Annotated in this window: 12 protein-coding genes; 9 read left to right on the plus strand and 3 right to left on the minus strand. The window is 63.8% G+C overall.

Annotated elements, in window-relative coordinates:
• The first annotated feature begins 55 nt into the window (after window positions 1-55).
• The 4 genes from sucD to lpdA all read left to right on the plus strand — a co-directional run bounded on the left by sucD (window position 56) and on the right by lpdA (window position 7,033).
• A complete protein-coding gene (gene sucD / locus Q7V31_RS02420; RefSeq protein WP_304732220.1) occupies window positions 56-931 on the plus strand; it encodes a succinate--CoA ligase subunit alpha in 876 nt (291 codons plus the stop codon).
• 221 nt (window positions 932-1,152) lie between these two features.
• Window positions 1,153-4,347, plus strand: coding sequence for a 2-oxoglutarate dehydrogenase E1 component (locus Q7V31_RS02425; protein ID WP_304732221.1), 3,195 nt, complete (start codon window positions 1,153-1,155; stop codon window positions 4,345-4,347).
• Window positions 4,348-4,387: 40 nt separating this feature from the next.
• Window positions 4,388-5,632: a 2-oxoglutarate dehydrogenase complex dihydrolipoyllysine-residue succinyltransferase gene (odhB, locus tag Q7V31_RS02430; RefSeq protein ID WP_304732222.1), complete on the plus strand. Its 1,245-nt coding sequence runs from the start codon at window positions 4,388-4,390 to the stop codon at window positions 5,630-5,632.
• 9 nt (window positions 5,633-5,641) lie between these two features.
• Complete coding sequence (gene lpdA, locus Q7V31_RS02435) at window positions 5,642-7,033, plus strand: dihydrolipoyl dehydrogenase (protein ID WP_304732223.1); 1,392 nt, start codon at window positions 5,642-5,644, stop codon at window positions 7,031-7,033.
• 4 nt (window positions 7,034-7,037) lie between these two features.
• Here the strand turns inward: lpdA and Q7V31_RS02440 are convergent, their stop codons facing one another.
• The 3 genes from Q7V31_RS02440 to fsa form a co-directional block, all read right to left on the minus strand.
• Window positions 7,038-8,018 carry a tyrosine recombinase XerC gene (locus Q7V31_RS02440; RefSeq protein WP_304732224.1) on the minus strand — a complete coding sequence of 327 codons (981 nt, stop codon included), beginning with the start codon at window positions 8,016-8,018 and terminating at the stop codon, window positions 7,038-7,040.
• Window positions 7,991-8,731: a DUF484 family protein gene (locus Q7V31_RS02445; protein ID WP_304732225.1), complete on the minus strand. Its 741-nt coding sequence runs from the start codon at window positions 8,729-8,731 to the stop codon at window positions 7,991-7,993. Before Q7V31_RS02445 ends, Q7V31_RS02440 begins: the two co-directional genes overlap by 28 nt.
• 62 nt (window positions 8,732-8,793) lie before the next feature.
• On the minus strand, window positions 8,794-9,450 hold the full coding sequence (fsa, locus tag Q7V31_RS02450) for a fructose-6-phosphate aldolase (RefSeq protein WP_304732226.1): 657 nt from the start codon (window positions 9,448-9,450) through the stop codon (window positions 8,794-8,796).
• A 200-nt stretch (window positions 9,451-9,650) separates the two neighbouring features.
• Here fsa and Q7V31_RS02455 point away from each other — a divergent pair, with 200 nt between their 5' ends.
• The 5 genes from Q7V31_RS02455 to atpD all read left to right on the plus strand — a co-directional run bounded on the left by Q7V31_RS02455 (window position 9,651) and on the right by atpD (window position 16,686).
• Window positions 9,651-11,852, plus strand: coding sequence for a primosomal protein N' (locus Q7V31_RS02455; protein WP_304732227.1), 2,202 nt, complete (start codon window positions 9,651-9,653; stop codon window positions 11,850-11,852).
• Between the two features lie 267 nt (window positions 11,853-12,119).
• Entirely contained in the window at window positions 12,120-12,677 is a 558-nt protein-coding gene (locus tag Q7V31_RS02460; protein ID WP_304732228.1) for a F0F1 ATP synthase subunit delta, read from the plus strand.
• Complete coding sequence (atpA, locus tag Q7V31_RS02465) at window positions 12,677-14,206, plus strand: F0F1 ATP synthase subunit alpha (protein ID WP_304732229.1); 1,530 nt, start codon at window positions 12,677-12,679, stop codon at window positions 14,204-14,206. Before Q7V31_RS02460 ends, atpA begins: the two co-directional genes overlap by 1 nt.
• A 23-nt stretch (window positions 14,207-14,229) precedes the next feature.
• Entirely contained in the window at window positions 14,230-15,114 is an 885-nt protein-coding gene (locus tag Q7V31_RS02470; protein ID WP_304732230.1) for a F0F1 ATP synthase subunit gamma, read from the plus strand.
• A gap of 135 nt (window positions 15,115-15,249) precedes the next feature.
• Entirely contained in the window at window positions 15,250-16,686 is a 1,437-nt protein-coding gene (gene atpD, locus Q7V31_RS02475; protein WP_304732231.1) for a F0F1 ATP synthase subunit beta, read from the plus strand.
• Window positions 16,687-16,705 lie beyond the last annotated feature (19 nt).

Raw genomic sequence — 16,705 nt, forward strand, 5'->3', positions numbered from 1 at the left:
TTCTTCGCTCGGGCTTCGAACGCAAAATCTACGCACTAGGTTGATAGGAAATATAATGTCCGTTCTCGTCGACAAGAACACCAAGGTCATCTGCCAGGGCTTCACAGGCAATCAGGGTACGTTCCATTCGGAACAGGCGATTGCCTATGGCACGAAAATGGTCGGCGGCGTCAGCCCCGGTAAGGGCGGCTCGAAGCATCTCAATCTGCCGGTCTTCGACACGGTGGCGCAGGCGGTCGAAAAGACCGGGGCGACGGCCTCAGCGATCTATGTTCCGCCGCCTTTCGCGGCCGATGCGATCCTCGAGGCGATTGATGCCGGTATCGAGCTTGCCGTCTGCATCACCGAGGGCATTCCGGTTCTCGACATGGTCAAGGTGAAGCGGGCGCTGCAGGGTTCGAAGACGCGCCTTGTCGGCCCCAACTGCCCCGGCGTCATCACGCCCGGCGAATGCAAGATCGGCATCATGCCCGGCCACATCCACAAGCCGGGCTCGGTCGGCATCGTCTCGCGCTCGGGCACGCTGACCTATGAAGCCGTGGCGCAGACCACGGCGGCCGGTCTCGGGCAGACCACCTGCATCGGCATCGGCGGCGATCCGGTCAACGGCACCAATTTCATCGACTGCCTCGAGATGTTCCTTGGCGATCCGGCCACGACCTCGATCATCATGATCGGCGAGATCGGCGGCTCGGCGGAGGAAGATGCGGCCGAGTTCCTGAAAGCCTCGAAGATCAAGAAGCCGGTAGTCGGCTTCATCGCCGGCGTCACGGCGCCCCCGGGCCGCCGCATGGGCCATGCGGGCGCGATCATTTCGGGCGGCAAGGGCGGCGCGGAAGACAAGATGGAGGCCATGCGCTCGGCCGGCATCACGGTCGCCAAGTCGCCTTCGGCGCTCGGGACCACGCTGGTCGAGGTGCTGAAGGGCTGATTTTTGGCTGTTTTCGGCGATTTTCACGGGGTTTCCGGGTTTTCCGGGAGCCCCGCGGCGCGTTTGAACCCTTTGTTGACGCCGGTCCTGCTAATTTGTCATCGGTTTACTATATTCTGGTTCTCTAGGGTCGGTTTGCGCGCTTATCTGGTCTGGTTCCAGAATGTGCCTACAAGGCAAATCGCATTGACGCTGGATTGCCTCTCTGGCAAATTTTAAGCATGAAACTCTCCGAATGGCTGGAATCCAACAATCTGACGGCAAGCGCCTTTGCCGAGCAGCTTGGCGTTTCGGTGTCCACGGTCACGCGCTGCATGAACGGCCAGCGGCGGCCCGAATGGCCGACGCTCGACGCCATTCTCAAGGCGACGGGCGGCGCGGTGACGCCCAATGATTTTCTCTCCGGCGAAACGGCTCTTCAGGCGCCCGCAACTCCCGCTCCGGCGCCTTCGTCACATGGATCGGTTCCGATGAGCAGCAACGGCGCGAACGACCGCTTCGAGCGGACATCCTTTCTCTACGGCGCCAACGCCGTTTTCGTCGAAGGGCTTTACGCGAAATACCAGCACGATCCGCAATCGGTCGATGCCGAGTGGCGCGCCTTCTTCGACGGTCTCGACGACAGCCCGGAAGATGTGTTGCGGGAAGCGCGCGGTGCCTCGTGGCGGCGCGATGACTGGCCGCCCGCCGCCAATGGCGAGCTTGTCAGCGCGCTTGACGGCAATTGGGGCGCACCGGAATTCGTCTCCGGCAGCATGAAGCAGAAGATTGCCGAGCGCGCGCCGGCCGCCAGCCAGGACGAGATCCGGGCCGCGACACTCGATTCCGTCCGTGCGCTGATGATGATCCGTGCTTATCGCATTCGCGGCCATCTCGATGCCGATGTCGATCCGCTCGACCTGCGGCCCAAATCGCAGCATCCCGAGCTGCAGCCCGAAAGCTACGGCTTCGGGCCCGACGATCTCGACCGGCCGATCTTCATCGACAATGTGCTCGGTCTCGAAACGGCAACCGTGCGCGAAATGCTCGACATTCTGCGCCGCACCTATTGCGGCACGCTGGCGGTCGAGTTCATGCATATCGGCGATCCGGAAGAGAAGGCCTGGATTCAGGAACGCATTGAAGGACCGGACAAGGAAATTGCCTTCACCGATATGGGCCGCTCGGCGATCCTCGACAAGATGATCCAGTCCGAAGGCTTCGAGAAGTATTGTGGCGTCAAATATGTCGGCACCAAGCGTTTCGGGCTTGACGGCGCGGAAGCGATGATCCCGGCGCTCGAGCAGATCATCAAACGCGGCGGCGCGCTGGGCGCCCGGGAGATCGTGTTCGGCATGGCGCATCGCGGGCGCCTCAACGTTCTTGCCAATGTGATGTCGAAGCCCTATCGCGCGATCTTTCATGAATTCAAGGGCGGTTCGTCCAATCCCGAAGACGTCGACGGTTCGGGCGACGTCAAATATCATCTTGGTGCATCATCGGACCGCGAGTTCGACGGCAACAAGGTGCATCTGTCGCTGACCGCCAATCCCTCACATCTCGAAATCGTCGATCCCGTCGTGCTCGGCAAGGCGCGCGCCAAGCAGGATCAGCATCACGATCGTCAGCGCGGCAGCGTCATTCCGCTGCTGATCCACGGCGATGCGGCATTTGCGGGGCAGGGTATCGTTGCCGAATGTCTTGGCCTGTCGGGCCTGAAGGGTCACCGCACTGGCGGCTCGATCCATTTCATCATCAACAACCAGATCGGTTTCACGACGAGCCCGATCTACAGCCGCTCCTCGCCTTATCCGTCCGATGTCGCGAAAATGGTGCAGGCGCCGATTTTTCATGTGAACGGCGACGATCCGGAGGCAGTGGTTCATGCCGCCAAGATTGCAACCGAGTTCCGGCAGCGTTTCAACAAGCCCGTCGTCATCGACATGTTTTGCTACCGCCGCTTCGGTCACAACGAGAGCGACGACCCAAGCATGACGCAGCCCTTGATGTACCAGAAGATCAAGGATCATCCGACGACATTGCAGGTTTATTCGAACCGGCTCGTCAGCGAAGGGTTGATGACGCGGGAGGAGGTCGACGCGCGCATCGCCGGATTCCGTGCGGAGCTCGATGGTGAGTTCGATGCGTCGAACAATTTCCGTCCCAACAAGGCCGACTGGCTCGATGGCCGCTGGTCCGGCTTCGGCCGTGCCGAAGGCGAGGCGCGACGCGGCGAGACGGAAGTCGGGATCGACAGGCTGCGCGAGATCGGCCGCAAGCTGACCGAGGTGCCCGAAGGTTTCAACGTTCACAAGACGATCCAGCGCTTTCTCGAAAACCGCCGCAAGTCGATCGAAACGGGCGAGGGCATCGACTGGTCGACGGCGGAGGCACTGGCCTTCGGTTCGCTGCTTGATGAGGGCATCAAAGTGCGCCTTTCCGGTCAGGACAGCGAACGCGGCACTTTCGTCCAGCGCCACTCGGTGCTCAACGATCAGGAAAACGAGGATCGCTACATTCCGCTCAACAGCATTTCCGAACAGGCGGAGTTCGAAGTCATCAACTCGATGCTTTCGGAAGCCGCGGTGCTCGGATTCGAATATGGCTACAGCCTTGCCGAACCCAATGCGCTGGTGCTCTGGGAAGCGCAGTTCGGCGATTTCACCAATGGCGCGCAGGTCGTGATCGACCAGTTCATCTCGTCGGGCGAACGCAAATGGCTCCGCATGTCGGGCCTCGTGCTGCTGCTGCCGCATGGCTATGAAGGGCAGGGGCCGGAACATTCCTCGGCACGTCTCGAACGTTTTTTGCAGTCCTGCGCCGAAGACAATATGCAGGTTGTCAACTGCACGACGCCGATGAATTACTTCCATGTTCTGCGCCGGCAGATGCACCGCAAGTTCCGCAAGCCGCTCGTCATGATGACGCCGAAGTCGCTGCTGCGCCACAAGCGGTGTGTGTCGAAGCTTGAGGAATTCGGACCGGGCTCCTCGTTCCACCGCGTGCTCTGGGACGACGCTGCGCTGCTGCCTGACCAGAAGATCAAGCTGGTGGACGACAAGGAAATCAAGCGCGTCGTGCTCTGCACCGGCAAGGTCTATTACGATCTTTACGAGGAACGCGAGCGGCGCGAGATCAACGATATCTATCTGATGCGTGTCGAGCAGCTCTATCCCTTCCCGGCCAAATCGCTGATCACCGAGCTTTCGCGGTTCCCGCAGGCTGAGTTCATCTGGTGTCAGGAAGAGCCGAAGAACATGGGCGCCTGGTTCTTCATGGAGCCCAATATCGAATGGGTGCTCGATCATGTCGGGGCGCGTTATCGTCGCGCTTCCTATGTCGGGCGGCCGGCCTCGGCGGCGACGGCGACAGGCCTTCTCAGCAAGCACAATCAGGAATTGAACCAGTTTCTTTCGGAAGCACTGAAGATCGATTGAGGTTTCGGGGCGAATCCGGTTTCGGAAAGGCAAGAGACGTATGGCGACGGAAATTCGCGTGCCCACGCTGGGCGAATCGGTGACGGAAGCGACCGTCGCGAAGTGGTTCAAGAAGCCGGGCGATCAGGTCACGATCGACGAGCCGCTGGTCGAGCTCGAAACCGACAAGGTGACGGTCGAGGTGCCGGCGCCGAAGTCGGGCGTGCTCTCCGAAATCATGGTCAAGGACGGCGAGACGGTCGAGGTTGGCGCGCTCCTGGGCGAGATTGGCGAAGGCAAGGGCAAGGCCGCGGCGCCTGCCGCCGCGCGCAAGGAAGAACCGAAAAAGGAAGAGCCGAAAAAGGAAGAGCCGAAGAAGGCTGAAGCGCCCAAGTCCGAAGCCAAGGCGCCGGCCAAACCCGCCGATGCGCAACCCTCGCCGGCGGTGCGCCGCGTTGCGGCCGAGAACGATCTCGATGTGTCGAAGATCGACGGCACGGGCCGCGGCGGCCGCGTTACCAAGGAAGATGCCGAGGCCGCCGCGAAATCGGGCGGTCAGGGCAGGTCTGAAGCGCCGGCTGCGGCGCCCGCGCCGCGCGACGACAGCGCGCGCGAGGAACGCGTGAAGATGACGCGCCTGCGCAAGACCATCGCGACACGTCTCAAGGAGGCGCAGAACACGGCTGCCATGCTGACCACCTTCAACGAGGTGGACATGTCGGGCGTCATGGCGCTGCGCACGCAATACAAGGATCTCTTCGAAAAGAAGCATGGCGTGCGCGTCGGCTTCATGGGCTTCTTCGTCAAGGCCGTCATTCACGCGCTGCGCGAAATCCCGGCCGTCAATGCCGAAATCGACGGCGAGGAACTGGTCTACAAGAACTACTACAATATCGGCGTCGCGGTCGGTACCGATCGCGGTCTTGTCGTGCCGGTGTTGCGCGAGGCGCAGGACCTGTCTCTGGCCGAGATCGAAAAGGAAATCAACGCGCTCGGCAGCCGCGCCCGCGACGGCCAGCTCAAACTCGAAGAACTGCAGGGCGGCACCTTCACGATTTCGAATGGCGGCGTCTACGGCTCGCTGATGTCGACGCCGATCCTCAACGCGCCGCAATCGGGCGTGCTTGGCATGCACAAGATCCAGGAACGGCCGGTCGCCATCGGCGGCAAGGTCGAAATCCGGCCGATGATGTATCTGGCGCTGTCCTACGATCACCGCATTGTCGACGGCAAGGAGGCGGTCACCTTCCTGGTGCGCGTCAAGGAATCGCTCGAAGACCCGCAGCGCCTGCTGCTCGACCTCTGAGGTAAATTCATGGCAGACGCATTCGACATCGTGGTGATCGGCGCTGGCCCGGGCGGCTATGAATGCGCGATCAAGGCCGCCCAGCTCGGCCTCAAGGTCGTGGTGGTCGAAAAGCGCGACCGGCTGGGCGGCACCTGTCTCAATATCGGCTGCATCCCGTCAAAGGCGCTGCTGCATGCCTCGGAACTTTTCCACGAGGCGGGCCATGCCTTCGAAGGCATGGGCATCGAGGTCGGCAAGCCGAAGCTCAATCTGAAGCAGATGCTCGCCTTCAAGGATGAGGCGATCGACGGCAACACCAAGGGCATCGAGTTCCTGTTCAAGAAGAACAAGATCGAATGGGTGAAAGGCGAGGGCGTCATCGAGGCGGCCGGCAAGGTCAAGGTTGGCGACCGCACGCTCGAGACGAAGAATATCGTGATTGCCACCGGCTCGGATGTCGCGAAGCTGCCGGGCATCGAGATCGACGAAAAGACGGTGGTTTCCTCGACCGGCGCGCTCGAACTCGACAAGGTGCCGGGCAAACTGCTGGTCATCGGCGGCGGCGTCATCGGGCTCGAACTCGGTTCGGTCTGGGGTCGTCTCGGCGCGGAAGTGACCGTCGTTGAATTCCTCGACAACATCCTGCCGGGCATGGATGGCGAGGTGGTCCGCAACTTCACCCGCATCCTCAAGAAGCAGGGCTTCACGCTGAAGCTCGGCGCCAAAGTCACGAAAGTCGAGAAGCAGAAATCGGGACTCAAGGTTTCGGTCGAGCCGGCCAAGGGCGGCGATGCCGAAACGCTCGATGCCGATGTCGTGCTGGTCGCGGTCGGCCGCACCGCCTATACGGCCGGCCTCGGTCTCGACAAGGTCGGGGTCAAGACCGATAAACGCGGCCGCGTCGAGGTCGATGAAAGCTACCGGACGAATGTCGAAGGCATCTATGCGATCGGCGACGTGATCGCCGGCCCGATGCTGGCGCACAAGGCGATGGAAGAGGGCGTGACACTGGCCGAGAAGCTTGCCGGCCATTACGGCGCGGTCAATTACGAGGTCATTCCGGGCGTCGTCTACACCGCGCCCGAAGTGGCAAGCGTCGGCCAGACCGAGGAACAGTTGAAGGAAGCGGGCATCGACTACAATGCCGGCAAGTTCCCGTTCACGGCCAATGGCCGCGCCAAGGCCAACAAGACGACCGATGGTTTCGTCAAGATCCTCGCCGACAAGAAGACCGACCGCGTGCTCGGCGTTCACATTATCGGCGTCAATGCCGGCGAGCTGATCGCGGAAGCCGCCATCGCGATGGAGTTCTCGGCAAGCTCGGAAGACATTGCCCGCATCTGTTTTGCCCATCCGACGCTGTCGGAAGCGGTCAAGGAAGCGGCACTCGCCGTCACCGGCCTGCCGATCCATATGTGAGGCGTCACCGCCGCCCCTTCGCCTTGTCGTAAATCTCCAGCAGCCGCGCCGGATCGACCTCGGTATAGATCTGCGTCGACGACAGGCTGGCATGGCCCAGCAATTCCTGGATGGCGCGCAGATCGCCGCCGCCGGCCAAGAGATGTGTCGCGAAACTGTGGCGCAGCGCATGCGGGCTTGCCGTCTCCGGCAGGTTGAGGCCGCGCCGGAGATCGATCATGGTCTGGCGCACCTGGCGTTGATCGAGACGGCCGCCCCGCGCGCCGACGAAAAGCGGATCGGCGGGCGCCAGCGCATGCGGGCAAAGTTCGAGATAGGCATCCACCGCCTGCCGCGCCGCCGGCAGCACCGGCACCAGCCGTTCCTTGTTGCCCTTGCCGGTGATGCGCAACACATCTTTCAGCGGTGCGTCGCGGCGCGCGAGCCCCAGCGCTTCGGAGATGCGCAACCCGCAGCCATAAAGCAGCGTCAGCACGGCGACATCGCGCGCCGCTTTCCAGGGCGCGATGTCGGCCTCCCTGGCGCCGTCGAGCAGCGTCTCGGCGCCCTTCATCGTCAGCGGTTTGGGGATGCCGTGCGGCAGCTTCGGCGCACGCAGCGCCTTCAGCGTCGCATTGGCGAGGATGCCGGTGCGGTCGAGAAAGCCGAAAAAGGAGCGCAGGCTCGACAGCATGCGCGCCACGCTGCGGCTGGTGAGGCCCTCGCCCCGGCGATGGCTGACAAAGGCGCGAAAGTCGCGCAGCTCGAGCGAGGCCAGCGCCTTCAGATCGGCCGGCCCGCCCAGATGATCGACCAGGAATTCGAAGAAGCGCGTCAGGTCGCGGTGATAATTGATCAGCGTCGCCTCGCTGACGCGGCGCTCGCCAAGAAGATGCGCATACCAGTTGCGGATTTCGCGGCGCGCGTCGTCATGGGCGGGAATGGTCCGCGCGGCGTCGTCGGGCGTCGGTGCGCCCGTCACCTCGCGGGCGGCAGGTCGAGCCATTGGCGCACACAGTGTTCGACGATGCGGGCCAGGAATTCGAGCAGGTCGATCGCCTGATCGGGATGGAACTGTTCGGCGTCGAAGCCGCCCAGCGCCAGCAGGCCCGGCGGCGTCGATGGTGAGAAGTCGAGGCGCACCAGCGCTTCGGAATTGACGTCCTCGGCCAGTCCGCCGTAAAGGCCGCGGCTGCCGCGCACATGGGCGGCAAGGCGGCAATTCGTGCCCAGACCCAGAATGCGGTCGACGCCGCCCGGCTCCAGCACGCGCACGCCGCGAATGCCGATGCCGGCAACGCCGTTCGCCGTTTCGATGCAGAGCGTCGCGGCGCGCACGCCGAGCATGCGGGCAAGCCCGTCGGGGCTGGTCGCGAATTCGATCAGATGTTCGAAGCTTCCGGCATCGATCAGCCGCAGCGCCACGGCATGAACCTGTTCGCGGGCGAGGCTGTTCAGCGACGAGGCCTCGATCAGCTCCGACTGGATGTCGCGCAGCATCCGCACCTGGTTCTGCAGACGGCCGATCATGAAATGCTGCATGTCGAGCACGTTGCGCCCGGTCGATTGCGAGGGCGGCACCAGCGCGGCGATCAGGTCGGGATCGTTGGCCAGCAATTCGGGATGCCGCCGCAGATAGGCTGTGACGTCGCTCGCGGTGATCGCGAGCGGGGCGTCGTCGATCCGTTGGGCTTCCGGTCTGTCGTTGTGCTGGCTCATGGTCTCAGCATCTCCCAGGGAGCGTTTCCAGTTTCTTTCGGCCGGCGCATTAATTCGTGCGGTCAGAGAATTTTCTGGCCGGTTTTTTTCCAATCGGCGAGGAAGAGTTCGATGCCCTTGTCGGTCAGCGGATGCTGAACAAGACCTTTCAGCACCGAAGGCGGCACGGTTGCCACATCGGCGCCGGCGATGGCGGCGTCCTTGACATGGTTGGCGTTGCGGATCGAGGCGGCCAGGATCTCGGTCGTCAGGGCCGGATAATTGTCGTAAATGGCGCGGATTTCGTGAATGAGTTCCATGCCGTCGATATTGACGTCGTCGAGGCGGCCGATAAAGGGCGACACGAAAGTCGCGCCGGCCTTGGCGGCCAGCAGCGCCTGGTTGGCCGAGAAGCACAAGGTTACGTTCACCATGCTGCCTTCGCCGGTCAGCACCTTGCAGGCTTTCAAACCGTCCCAGGTCAACGGCACCTTGACCGCGATGTTCTTGGCGATCTTTGCCAGCTTGCGGCCTTCGGCGATCATGCCGGGCGCGTCGAGCGCCGTTACCTCGGCGCTGACCGGTCCTTCGACCGTGCCGCAGATCTCGGTGATGACCTCGATGAAGTCGCGTCCCGATTTGGCGATCAGCGAGGGATTTGTCGTCACCCCGTCCAGCAGGCCGGTCTCGGCAAGCTCGCGAATGTCGGCGATGTCGGCGGTGTCGACGAAAAATTTCATGGGTGCTTCTTCTGCGGCGAGGGAGGGGCGCGGGTCTCGGTTCGGCGGCCAGTCTAGTGCAGTCGCGGCCGGAAGGCTTGTCCTTTTGCCTTGCCGCGCGATCTCGCGCAAGGCAAGTCGTGCCGCTTGCTTTATGAGGCGTTACAGTGTCGCCTCGGTTTTGAAATGACCCCCTGTGCGCGATCGCCCGAACAAAACGTATGGCCTCCGAAATATCCACAAGCCCCAACCGCATGGCGCCGCCCGAAAGCGTTGCCGTGCTGGTGCCGCTGGCATTGCCGGAACCCTATGATTATGCGGTGCCGGCGGGGTTAACCCTTTCGCCGGGCGATTATGTTGCGGTGCCGCTCGGCGCGCAGGAACTGATCGGTGTCGTCTGGGGGCCGGGCAGCGGCGCAATCGAGCGCAAGCGATTGAAATCCGTCAGCGAGCGGCTCGAGGCGCCGCCCATGCCCGAGGCGCTCAGGCGTTTCATCGACTGGGTCTCGGGCTACACGCTGGCCCCGCGCGGTTCGGTGCTGAGGCTGGCGATCCGGGCGCCGGGTGCGCTCGAGCCGCCGCGGCTCAGGATCGCCTACCAGCTCACCGATGCCCGCCCGGCGCGGATGACGCCGGCCCGCCTGCGCGTCGTCGAAACGGCCGGCGACGGTTTTGTCCGCACTGTGCGCGAGCTGGCCGAGGCGGCCGGCGTTTCGGACGGCGTCGTGCGCGGGCTGGTCGAGGCCGGCACGCTCACCCCTGTCGAAATGCCGGCGGAAGCGCCGTTCCCGTCGCCCGAACCCGATGCGCAAGGCATGGCGTTGTCGCCTGATCAGGCCGAGGCCGCCGCGGCGCTGGTCGCCAGCGTTGCCGCCGGCGCCTATTCGGCGACGCTGCTCGACGGCGTCACCGGCTCGGGCAAGACCGAGGTCTATTTCGAGGCCGTGGCCGAGGCGCTCCGGCGCGGCGCGCAAGTGCTGATCCTGCTGCCCGAGATCGCGCTGACCCAGCAATTTCTCGATCGTTTCGAGCAGCGCTTCGGCTGCCGCCCGGCCGAGTGGCATTCCGATCTGTCGACGCGCGAACGGGCGCGGGTCTGGCGCGGCGTTGCCGAAGGCCGCGCCCGCGTGGTGGTCGGCGCGCGTTCGGCGCTCTTCCTGCCCTTTCCGGAACTCGGTCTCATCATTGTCGATGAAGAGCACGAGGCGGCCTTCAAGCAGGAAGACGGCGTTGCCTATCATGCGCGCGACATGGCCGTGGTGCGCGCTTCGCTCGGCGCCTTTCCGATCGTGCTGAGTTCGGCCACGCCCTCGCTCGAAACCGTCGTCAATGCCGATCAGGGCCGCTACCGGCGGCTGCGTCTTGAAGCGCGGCACGGCGTCGCCGAGATGCCGCAGATCGAGGCGATCGACATGCGCCGCGATCCGCCGGAACGCGGGCGCTGGCTGTCGCCGCGCCTCGTGATCGAAATGACGCGGGCGCTCGAGGCCGGCGAACAGGCGATGCTGTTTCTCAACCGCCGCGGCTATGCGCCGCTGACGCTCTGCCGCAGTTGCGGCCATCGCTTCGAATGCCCGCAATGTTCGAGCTGGCTGGTCGAACATCGTTTCCGCCGCGAGCTGGCCTGTCATCATTGCGGCTACACCGCGCCGGTGCCGACGTCCTGTCCGGCGTGCGGCGAGCCGGAGGCGCTGGTTGCCTGCGGCCCGGGCGTCGAGCGCATCGCCGAGGAAGTCGCCACGCTTTTTCCGGATGCGCGCACTGCCATCGTTTCTTCCGACAATCTGCGCGGGCCGGCCGCGCATCGGGCGGTCTTCGCCGCCATCGAGGCGCGCGAGATCGACATCATTGTCGGCACCCAGATTGTCGCCAAGGGCCATCACTTTCCCTGGCTGACGCTGGTCGGCGTCGTCGATGCCGATCTCGGTCTCGAAAATGGCGATCTGCGCGCCGCCGAACGCACCTTCCAACTGCTGCAGCAGGTGGCGGGCCGGGCCGGTCGCGCCGAGCGGCCGGGCCGCGTCTTCCTGCAAACCTACATGCCCGAACACGGCGTCATGCGGGCGCTCTGCTCGGGCGACCGCGATGCCTTTCTCGACCGCGAAGCGCAGGCGCGCGAGCGGGTCCATCTGCCGCCGTTCGGCCGGCTGGTCGGCGTCGTCGTCGCCTCGGCCGATGCGGAGCTGGCGCGGCGCACCGCCCGCGACATGAGCCGCTGCGTGCCGAAAGCCGATGAGGTTTCGGTGCTGGGGCCGGCGCCGGCGCCGATGGCGCTGCTGCGCGGCCGCACGCGGCTCAGGTTTCTGGTCAAGGCCGGCCGCAACATCAATGTGCAGGCCTTCATGCAGGCCTGGCTCGGGCCGCTCAAGCTGCCGAACGCGGTCCGCGTCTCGGTCGATATCGATCCCTACAGCTTCATGTAACGGCAAGCGTGACCCGCAAGGTCAAGCGGACGCTGCGGCAGGCCCGGCGCGGGCCCGCAGCGATGCCCAAAATGCCGCAGGGCCGGCCATTTCCGGGCGTTCCTGTTGCGCCGGCGAAGGCCATGTGTTACCTAACGCGCGGCCTCGGGGGCAGGGCACTTTCCCGCGTTTCTTCGGGCTGAAATAAGCTAGCGATTTCAAATAGTTGGCGGCAGGCTCCGGCCTCGCGCGCCGGCCCTCACGACAAAGCACAGGCGAGCGCCGCACGTGTCATCAGATCACCCCGTTTCCGGCATGGCCGGCCGTTATGCGACGGCCCTGTTCGAACTGGCCGAAGCGCAGAACGCGCTCGACGCTGTTGCGGCCGATCTTGCCGCGATCGCCGCCATGCTGGGCGCGAGCGGCGACCTGACGCGCCTCGTCAAGAGCCCGATTTTCAGCGCCGACGAGCAGGGGCGCGCCTTTGCCGCCGTGCTCGACAAGGCCGGCACTTCGACGCTGGTCAAGAATTTCGTCGGCCTCGTCATCCGCAACCGCCGTCTCTTTGCGCTGGCCGACATGATCGCGGGCTATCGCGCGATCCTCGCCCGCAAGCGCGGCGAGATGACGGCCGATGTGACCTCGGCGCATCCGCTCAATGATGCGCAGGTCGAAGCCCTCAAGGCGTCCTTGAAGACGGCCACGGGCAAGGACGTGCAGATCGACACCAGCGTCGATGCCTCGCTTCTCGGCGGCCTGATCGTCAAGGTCGGCAGCCGCATGATCGACTCGTCGCTGAAGACCAAGCTCAATTCTCTCCAGATTGCCATGAAAGAGGCCTCCTGATGGACATTCAGGCCGCGGAAATTTCCGCCATCCTCAAGCAGCAGATCAAGGATTTCGGCGCCGAGGCGCAGGTTTCCGAGATCGGCCAGGTGCTTTCCGTCGGTGACGGTATTGCCCGCGTCTACGGTCTCGACAATGTCGAAGCCGGCGAAATGGTCGAGTTCCCGGGCGGCGTGCGTGGCATGGCGCTCAACCTCGAACAGGACAATGTCGGCGTCGTGATTTTCGGTTCCGACCGGAACATCAAGGAAGGCGACACCGTCAAGCGCACCGGCACCATCGTGGACGTGCCGGTCGGTAAGGGCCTTCTCGGCCGCGTCGTCGATCCGCTCGGCAATCCGATCGACGGCAAAGGGCCGCTCGTTTCGTCGGAGCGCCGCCGCGTCGACGTCAAGGCGCCCGGCATCATCCCCCGGAAATCGGTGCATGAGCCGATGCAGACCGGCCTCAAGGCCATCGACGCGCTGATCCCGATCGGCCGCGGCCAGCGCGAGCTGATCATCGGCGACCGCCAGACCGGCAAGACCGCCATCGCCATCGACGCGATCCTCAATCAGAAGCCCTTGAACCAGGGCAATGATGAAAACCAGAAGCTCTATTGCATCTATGTCGCCATCGGCCAGAAGCGCTCGACGGTGGCGCAGATCGCCAAGACGCTGGAAGAAAACGGCGCGCTTGAATACACGATCATCGTTGCCGCCACGGCGTCCGATCCGGCGCCGCTGCAGTTCCTGGCGCCGTTCGCCGGCTGCACCATGGGCGAGTATTTCCGCGACAACGGCATGCATGGCCTTGTCGTTTATGACGATCTTTCCAAGCAGGCCGTCGCCTATCGCCAGATGTCGCTGCTGCTGCGCCGTCCGCCGGGACGCGAAGCCTATCCGGGCGACGTCTTCTATCTGCATTCGCGCCTGCTCGAACGCGCCGCGAAGCTCAATGACGAAAACGGCAATGGTTCGCTGACCGCGCTGCCGATCATCGAGACGCAGGCCAACGACGTGTCGGCCTACATCCCGACCAACGTGATCTCGATCACCGACGGTCAGATCTTCCTCGAAACCGATCTCTTCTATCAGGGCATCCGTCCGGCCGTGAACGTCGGCCTTTCGGTCAGCCGCGTCGGTTCGTCGGCGCAGATCAAGGCGATGAAACAGGTTGCCGGCAAGATCAAGGGCGAGCTGGCGCAGTACCGCGAAATGGCGGCCTTCGCACAGTTCGGTTCCGATCTCGACGCGGCGACGCAGCGCTTGCTCAATCGCGGCGCGCGCCTGACCGAGCTTCTGAAGCAGGGCCAGTTCTCGCCGCTGAAAATCGAAGAACAGGTCGTCGTGATCTATGCCGGCGTCAACGGCTATCTCGACAAGCTGCCGGTTTCGGCGGTGGGCCGCTTCGAGCAGGAGTTCCTGCGCAACGTCCGCTCGAACCATGCCGGCGTTCTCGATGCAATCCGCAGCGAGAAGCAGATCTCGGGCGACACGGAAGCCAAGCTGAAGGCAGCCGTCGAAAGCTTCTCCAAGGCGTTTGCCTGAGCGCGCGTAAAAGGTAAGGGCGAATGGCCAGCCTCAAGGACCTTAGAAACCGCATCGCCAGCGTCAAGGCGACGCAGAAGATCACCAAGGCGATGCAGATGGTCGCCGCCGCGAAACTGCGCCGTGCGCAGGAAGCGGCGGAAGCCGCGCGTCCCTATGCCGAGCGCATGGACCGCGTGCTTGCCAATCTCTCGGCCGGCATGGCCGGCCGCGCCGATGCGCCGGCACTCCTGGCCGGCACCGGCAGCGACAAGGTGCATCTGGTTGTCGTCGCCACCGCCGATCGCGGTCTCTGCGGCGGTTTCAACTCCTCGATCGCGCGTCTCGCCCGCACGCATATCCGCAAGCTGATCGGCGAAGGCAAGACGGTGAAGATCCTCACCGTCGGCCGCAAGGGCCGCGATGCGCTGCGCCGCGATTTCGGCGACAAGATTATCCGGTCGTGGGAATTCACCGGCATCCGCCAGATCGGTTTCGCACAGGCCGAAGATATTTCGCGCGCCGTGCTGGAGCTTTTCGAAGCCGGCGAGTTCGATGTGGCGACGCTTTTCTATTCGAAATTCGTCAACGTCGTCAGCCAGATCCCGACCGCCCAGCAGCTGATCCCGGCCAGCGTGCCGGCGGGTGCCGGCGGCGGTGTCGATCTCGGCGGCGCGGTTTACGAATACGAGCCCGACGAGACCGAGATCCTGAAGGACATTCTGCCGCGCAACCTGTCGGTGCAGATTTTCCGCGGGCTGCTCGAAAACGTGGCGGGTGAATTCGGCGCCAAGATGTCGGCCATGGACAGCGCCACCCGCAACGCCGGCGACATGATCAAGAAGCTCAACATCACCTACAACCGTTCGCGGCAGGCGATGATCACCAAGGAACTGATCGAAATTATCTCGGGCGCTGAAGCGCTCTAGAGCAATTCCAGGAAAAGTGGAAACCGGTTTTCCGTCCGGAATTGCGTAATACCAATGGTTAGACCGGTTCATCGATTCAACGAAGCGATGAACCGGTCTAGAACGATCCCCTAAAGGGAAGATGAAGGAACTCGCATGAGCAAGGCAGTCGGAAAGATCGCTCAGGTTATCGGCGCCGTCGTGGACGTTACGTTCACCGACAATCTGCCCGCCATTCTGAACGCGCTGGAAACGGACAATGGCGGCAACCGCCTCGTCCTCGAGGTCGCGCAGCATCTCGGCGAGAACACGGTGCGCACCATCGCCATGGACACGACCGAGGGCCTGACCCGCGGTCAGGAAGTCCGTGACACCGGTTCGGCGATTTCGGTGCCGGTCGGCGACGGAACGCTGGGGCGCATCATCAACGTCATCGGCGAGCCGGTCGACGAAGCGGGCCCCGTCAAGCACGAGACGCGCCGCGAAATCCATCAGGAAGCGCCGTCCTTTGTCGAGCAGTCGACGGAAGCGCAGATGCTCGTCACCGGCATCAAGGTCGTCGACCTGCTGGCGCCTTACGCGCGCGGCGGCAAGATCGGCCTGTTCGGCGGCGCCGGCGTCGGCAAGACCGTGCTGATCCAGGAACTGATCAACAACATCGCGAAGGCCCATGGCGGCTATTCGGTGTTCGCCGGCGTCGGCGAGCGCACGCGCGAAGGCAACGACCTCTATCACGAGATGATCGAATCGGGCGTCAACAAGGACCCGAACGAGAACAATGGCGATACCACGGGCTCGAAATGCGCGCTGGTGTTCGGCCAGATGAACGAGCCGCCCGGGGCGCGTGCCCGCGTGGCGCTGACCGGCCTCACCGTCGCCGAACATTTCCGCGACAAGGGCCAGGACGTGCTGTTCTTCGTCGACAACATCTTCCGCTTCACGCAGGCGGGTTCGGAAGTGTCGGCGCTTCTCGGCCGCATCCCGAGCGCCGTGGGCTATCAGCCGACGCTCGCCACCGACATGGGCCAGCTGCAGGAACGCATCACGACGACAACCAAGGGTTCGATCACCTCGGTGCAGGCCATTTACGTGCCCGCCGACGACTTGACCGACCCGGCGCCTGCCGCCTCGTTTGCTCACTTGGATGCCACGACCGTGCTCAACCGCGCGATCTCGGAAAAGGGCATCTATCCCGCCGTCGATCCGCTCGACTCGACCAGCCGCATTCTCGAGCCGCGCGTTGTCGGTCAGGAACATTACGACACGGCGCGTCAGGTGCAGGAAATCCTGCAGCGCTACAAGTCGCTCCAGGACATCATCGCCATTCTCGGCATGGATGAGCTCTCGGAAGAAGACAAGCTGGTCGTCGCCCGCGCCCGCAAGATCGAGCGCTTCCTCAGCCAGCCCTTCTTCGTCGCCGAAGTCTTCACCGGCACGCCCGGCGTGCTGGTCGACATCAAGGACACGATCAAGGGCTTCAAGGGTCTGTGCAACGGCGACTACGATCATCTGCCGGAAGCGGCCTTCTACATGGTCGGCACGATCGAAGACGCGGTCGCCAAGGCCGAGCGTCTGGCCAAGGAAGCGGCGTAATCCGTCCGACAAGGTGAAG

Source organism: Parvibaculum sp. (genome assembly GCF_030651915.1).
Taxonomy (GTDB): Bacteria; Pseudomonadota; Alphaproteobacteria; order Parvibaculales; family Parvibaculaceae; genus Parvibaculum.

What these genes read in the sequence shown, in the direction of transcription:
- Q7V31_RS02425 (WP_304732221.1), top strand. Translation starts at nt 1,153, where the DNA reads ATGAAACTCTCCGAATGGCTGGAATCCAACAATCTGACGGCAAGCGCC.
- lpdA (WP_304732223.1), top strand. Translation starts at nt 5,642, where the DNA reads ATGGCAGACGCATTCGACATCGTGGTGATCGGCGCTGGCCCGGGCGGC.
- Q7V31_RS02440 (WP_304732224.1), bottom strand. Translation starts at nt 8,018, where the DNA reads ATGGCTCGACCTGCCGCCCGCGAGGTGACGGGCGCACCGACGCCCGAC.
- fsa (WP_304732226.1), bottom strand. Translation starts at nt 9,450, where the DNA reads ATGAAATTTTTCGTCGACACCGCCGACATCGCCGACATTCGCGAGCTT.
- Q7V31_RS02445 (WP_304732225.1), bottom strand. Translation starts at nt 8,731, where the DNA reads ATGAGCCAGCACAACGACAGACCGGAAGCCCAACGGATCGACGACGCC.
- sucD (WP_304732220.1), top strand. Translation starts at nt 56, where the DNA reads ATGTCCGTTCTCGTCGACAAGAACACCAAGGTCATCTGCCAGGGCTTC.
- Q7V31_RS02455 (WP_304732227.1), top strand. Translation starts at nt 9,651, where the DNA reads ATGGCCTCCGAAATATCCACAAGCCCCAACCGCATGGCGCCGCCCGAA.
- atpD (WP_304732231.1), top strand. Translation starts at nt 15,250, where the DNA reads ATGAGCAAGGCAGTCGGAAAGATCGCTCAGGTTATCGGCGCCGTCGTG.
- odhB (WP_304732222.1), top strand. Translation starts at nt 4,388, where the DNA reads ATGGCGACGGAAATTCGCGTGCCCACGCTGGGCGAATCGGTGACGGAA.
- atpA (WP_304732229.1), top strand. Translation starts at nt 12,677, where the DNA reads ATGGACATTCAGGCCGCGGAAATTTCCGCCATCCTCAAGCAGCAGATC.
- Q7V31_RS02470 (WP_304732230.1), top strand. Translation starts at nt 14,230, where the DNA reads ATGGCCAGCCTCAAGGACCTTAGAAACCGCATCGCCAGCGTCAAGGCG.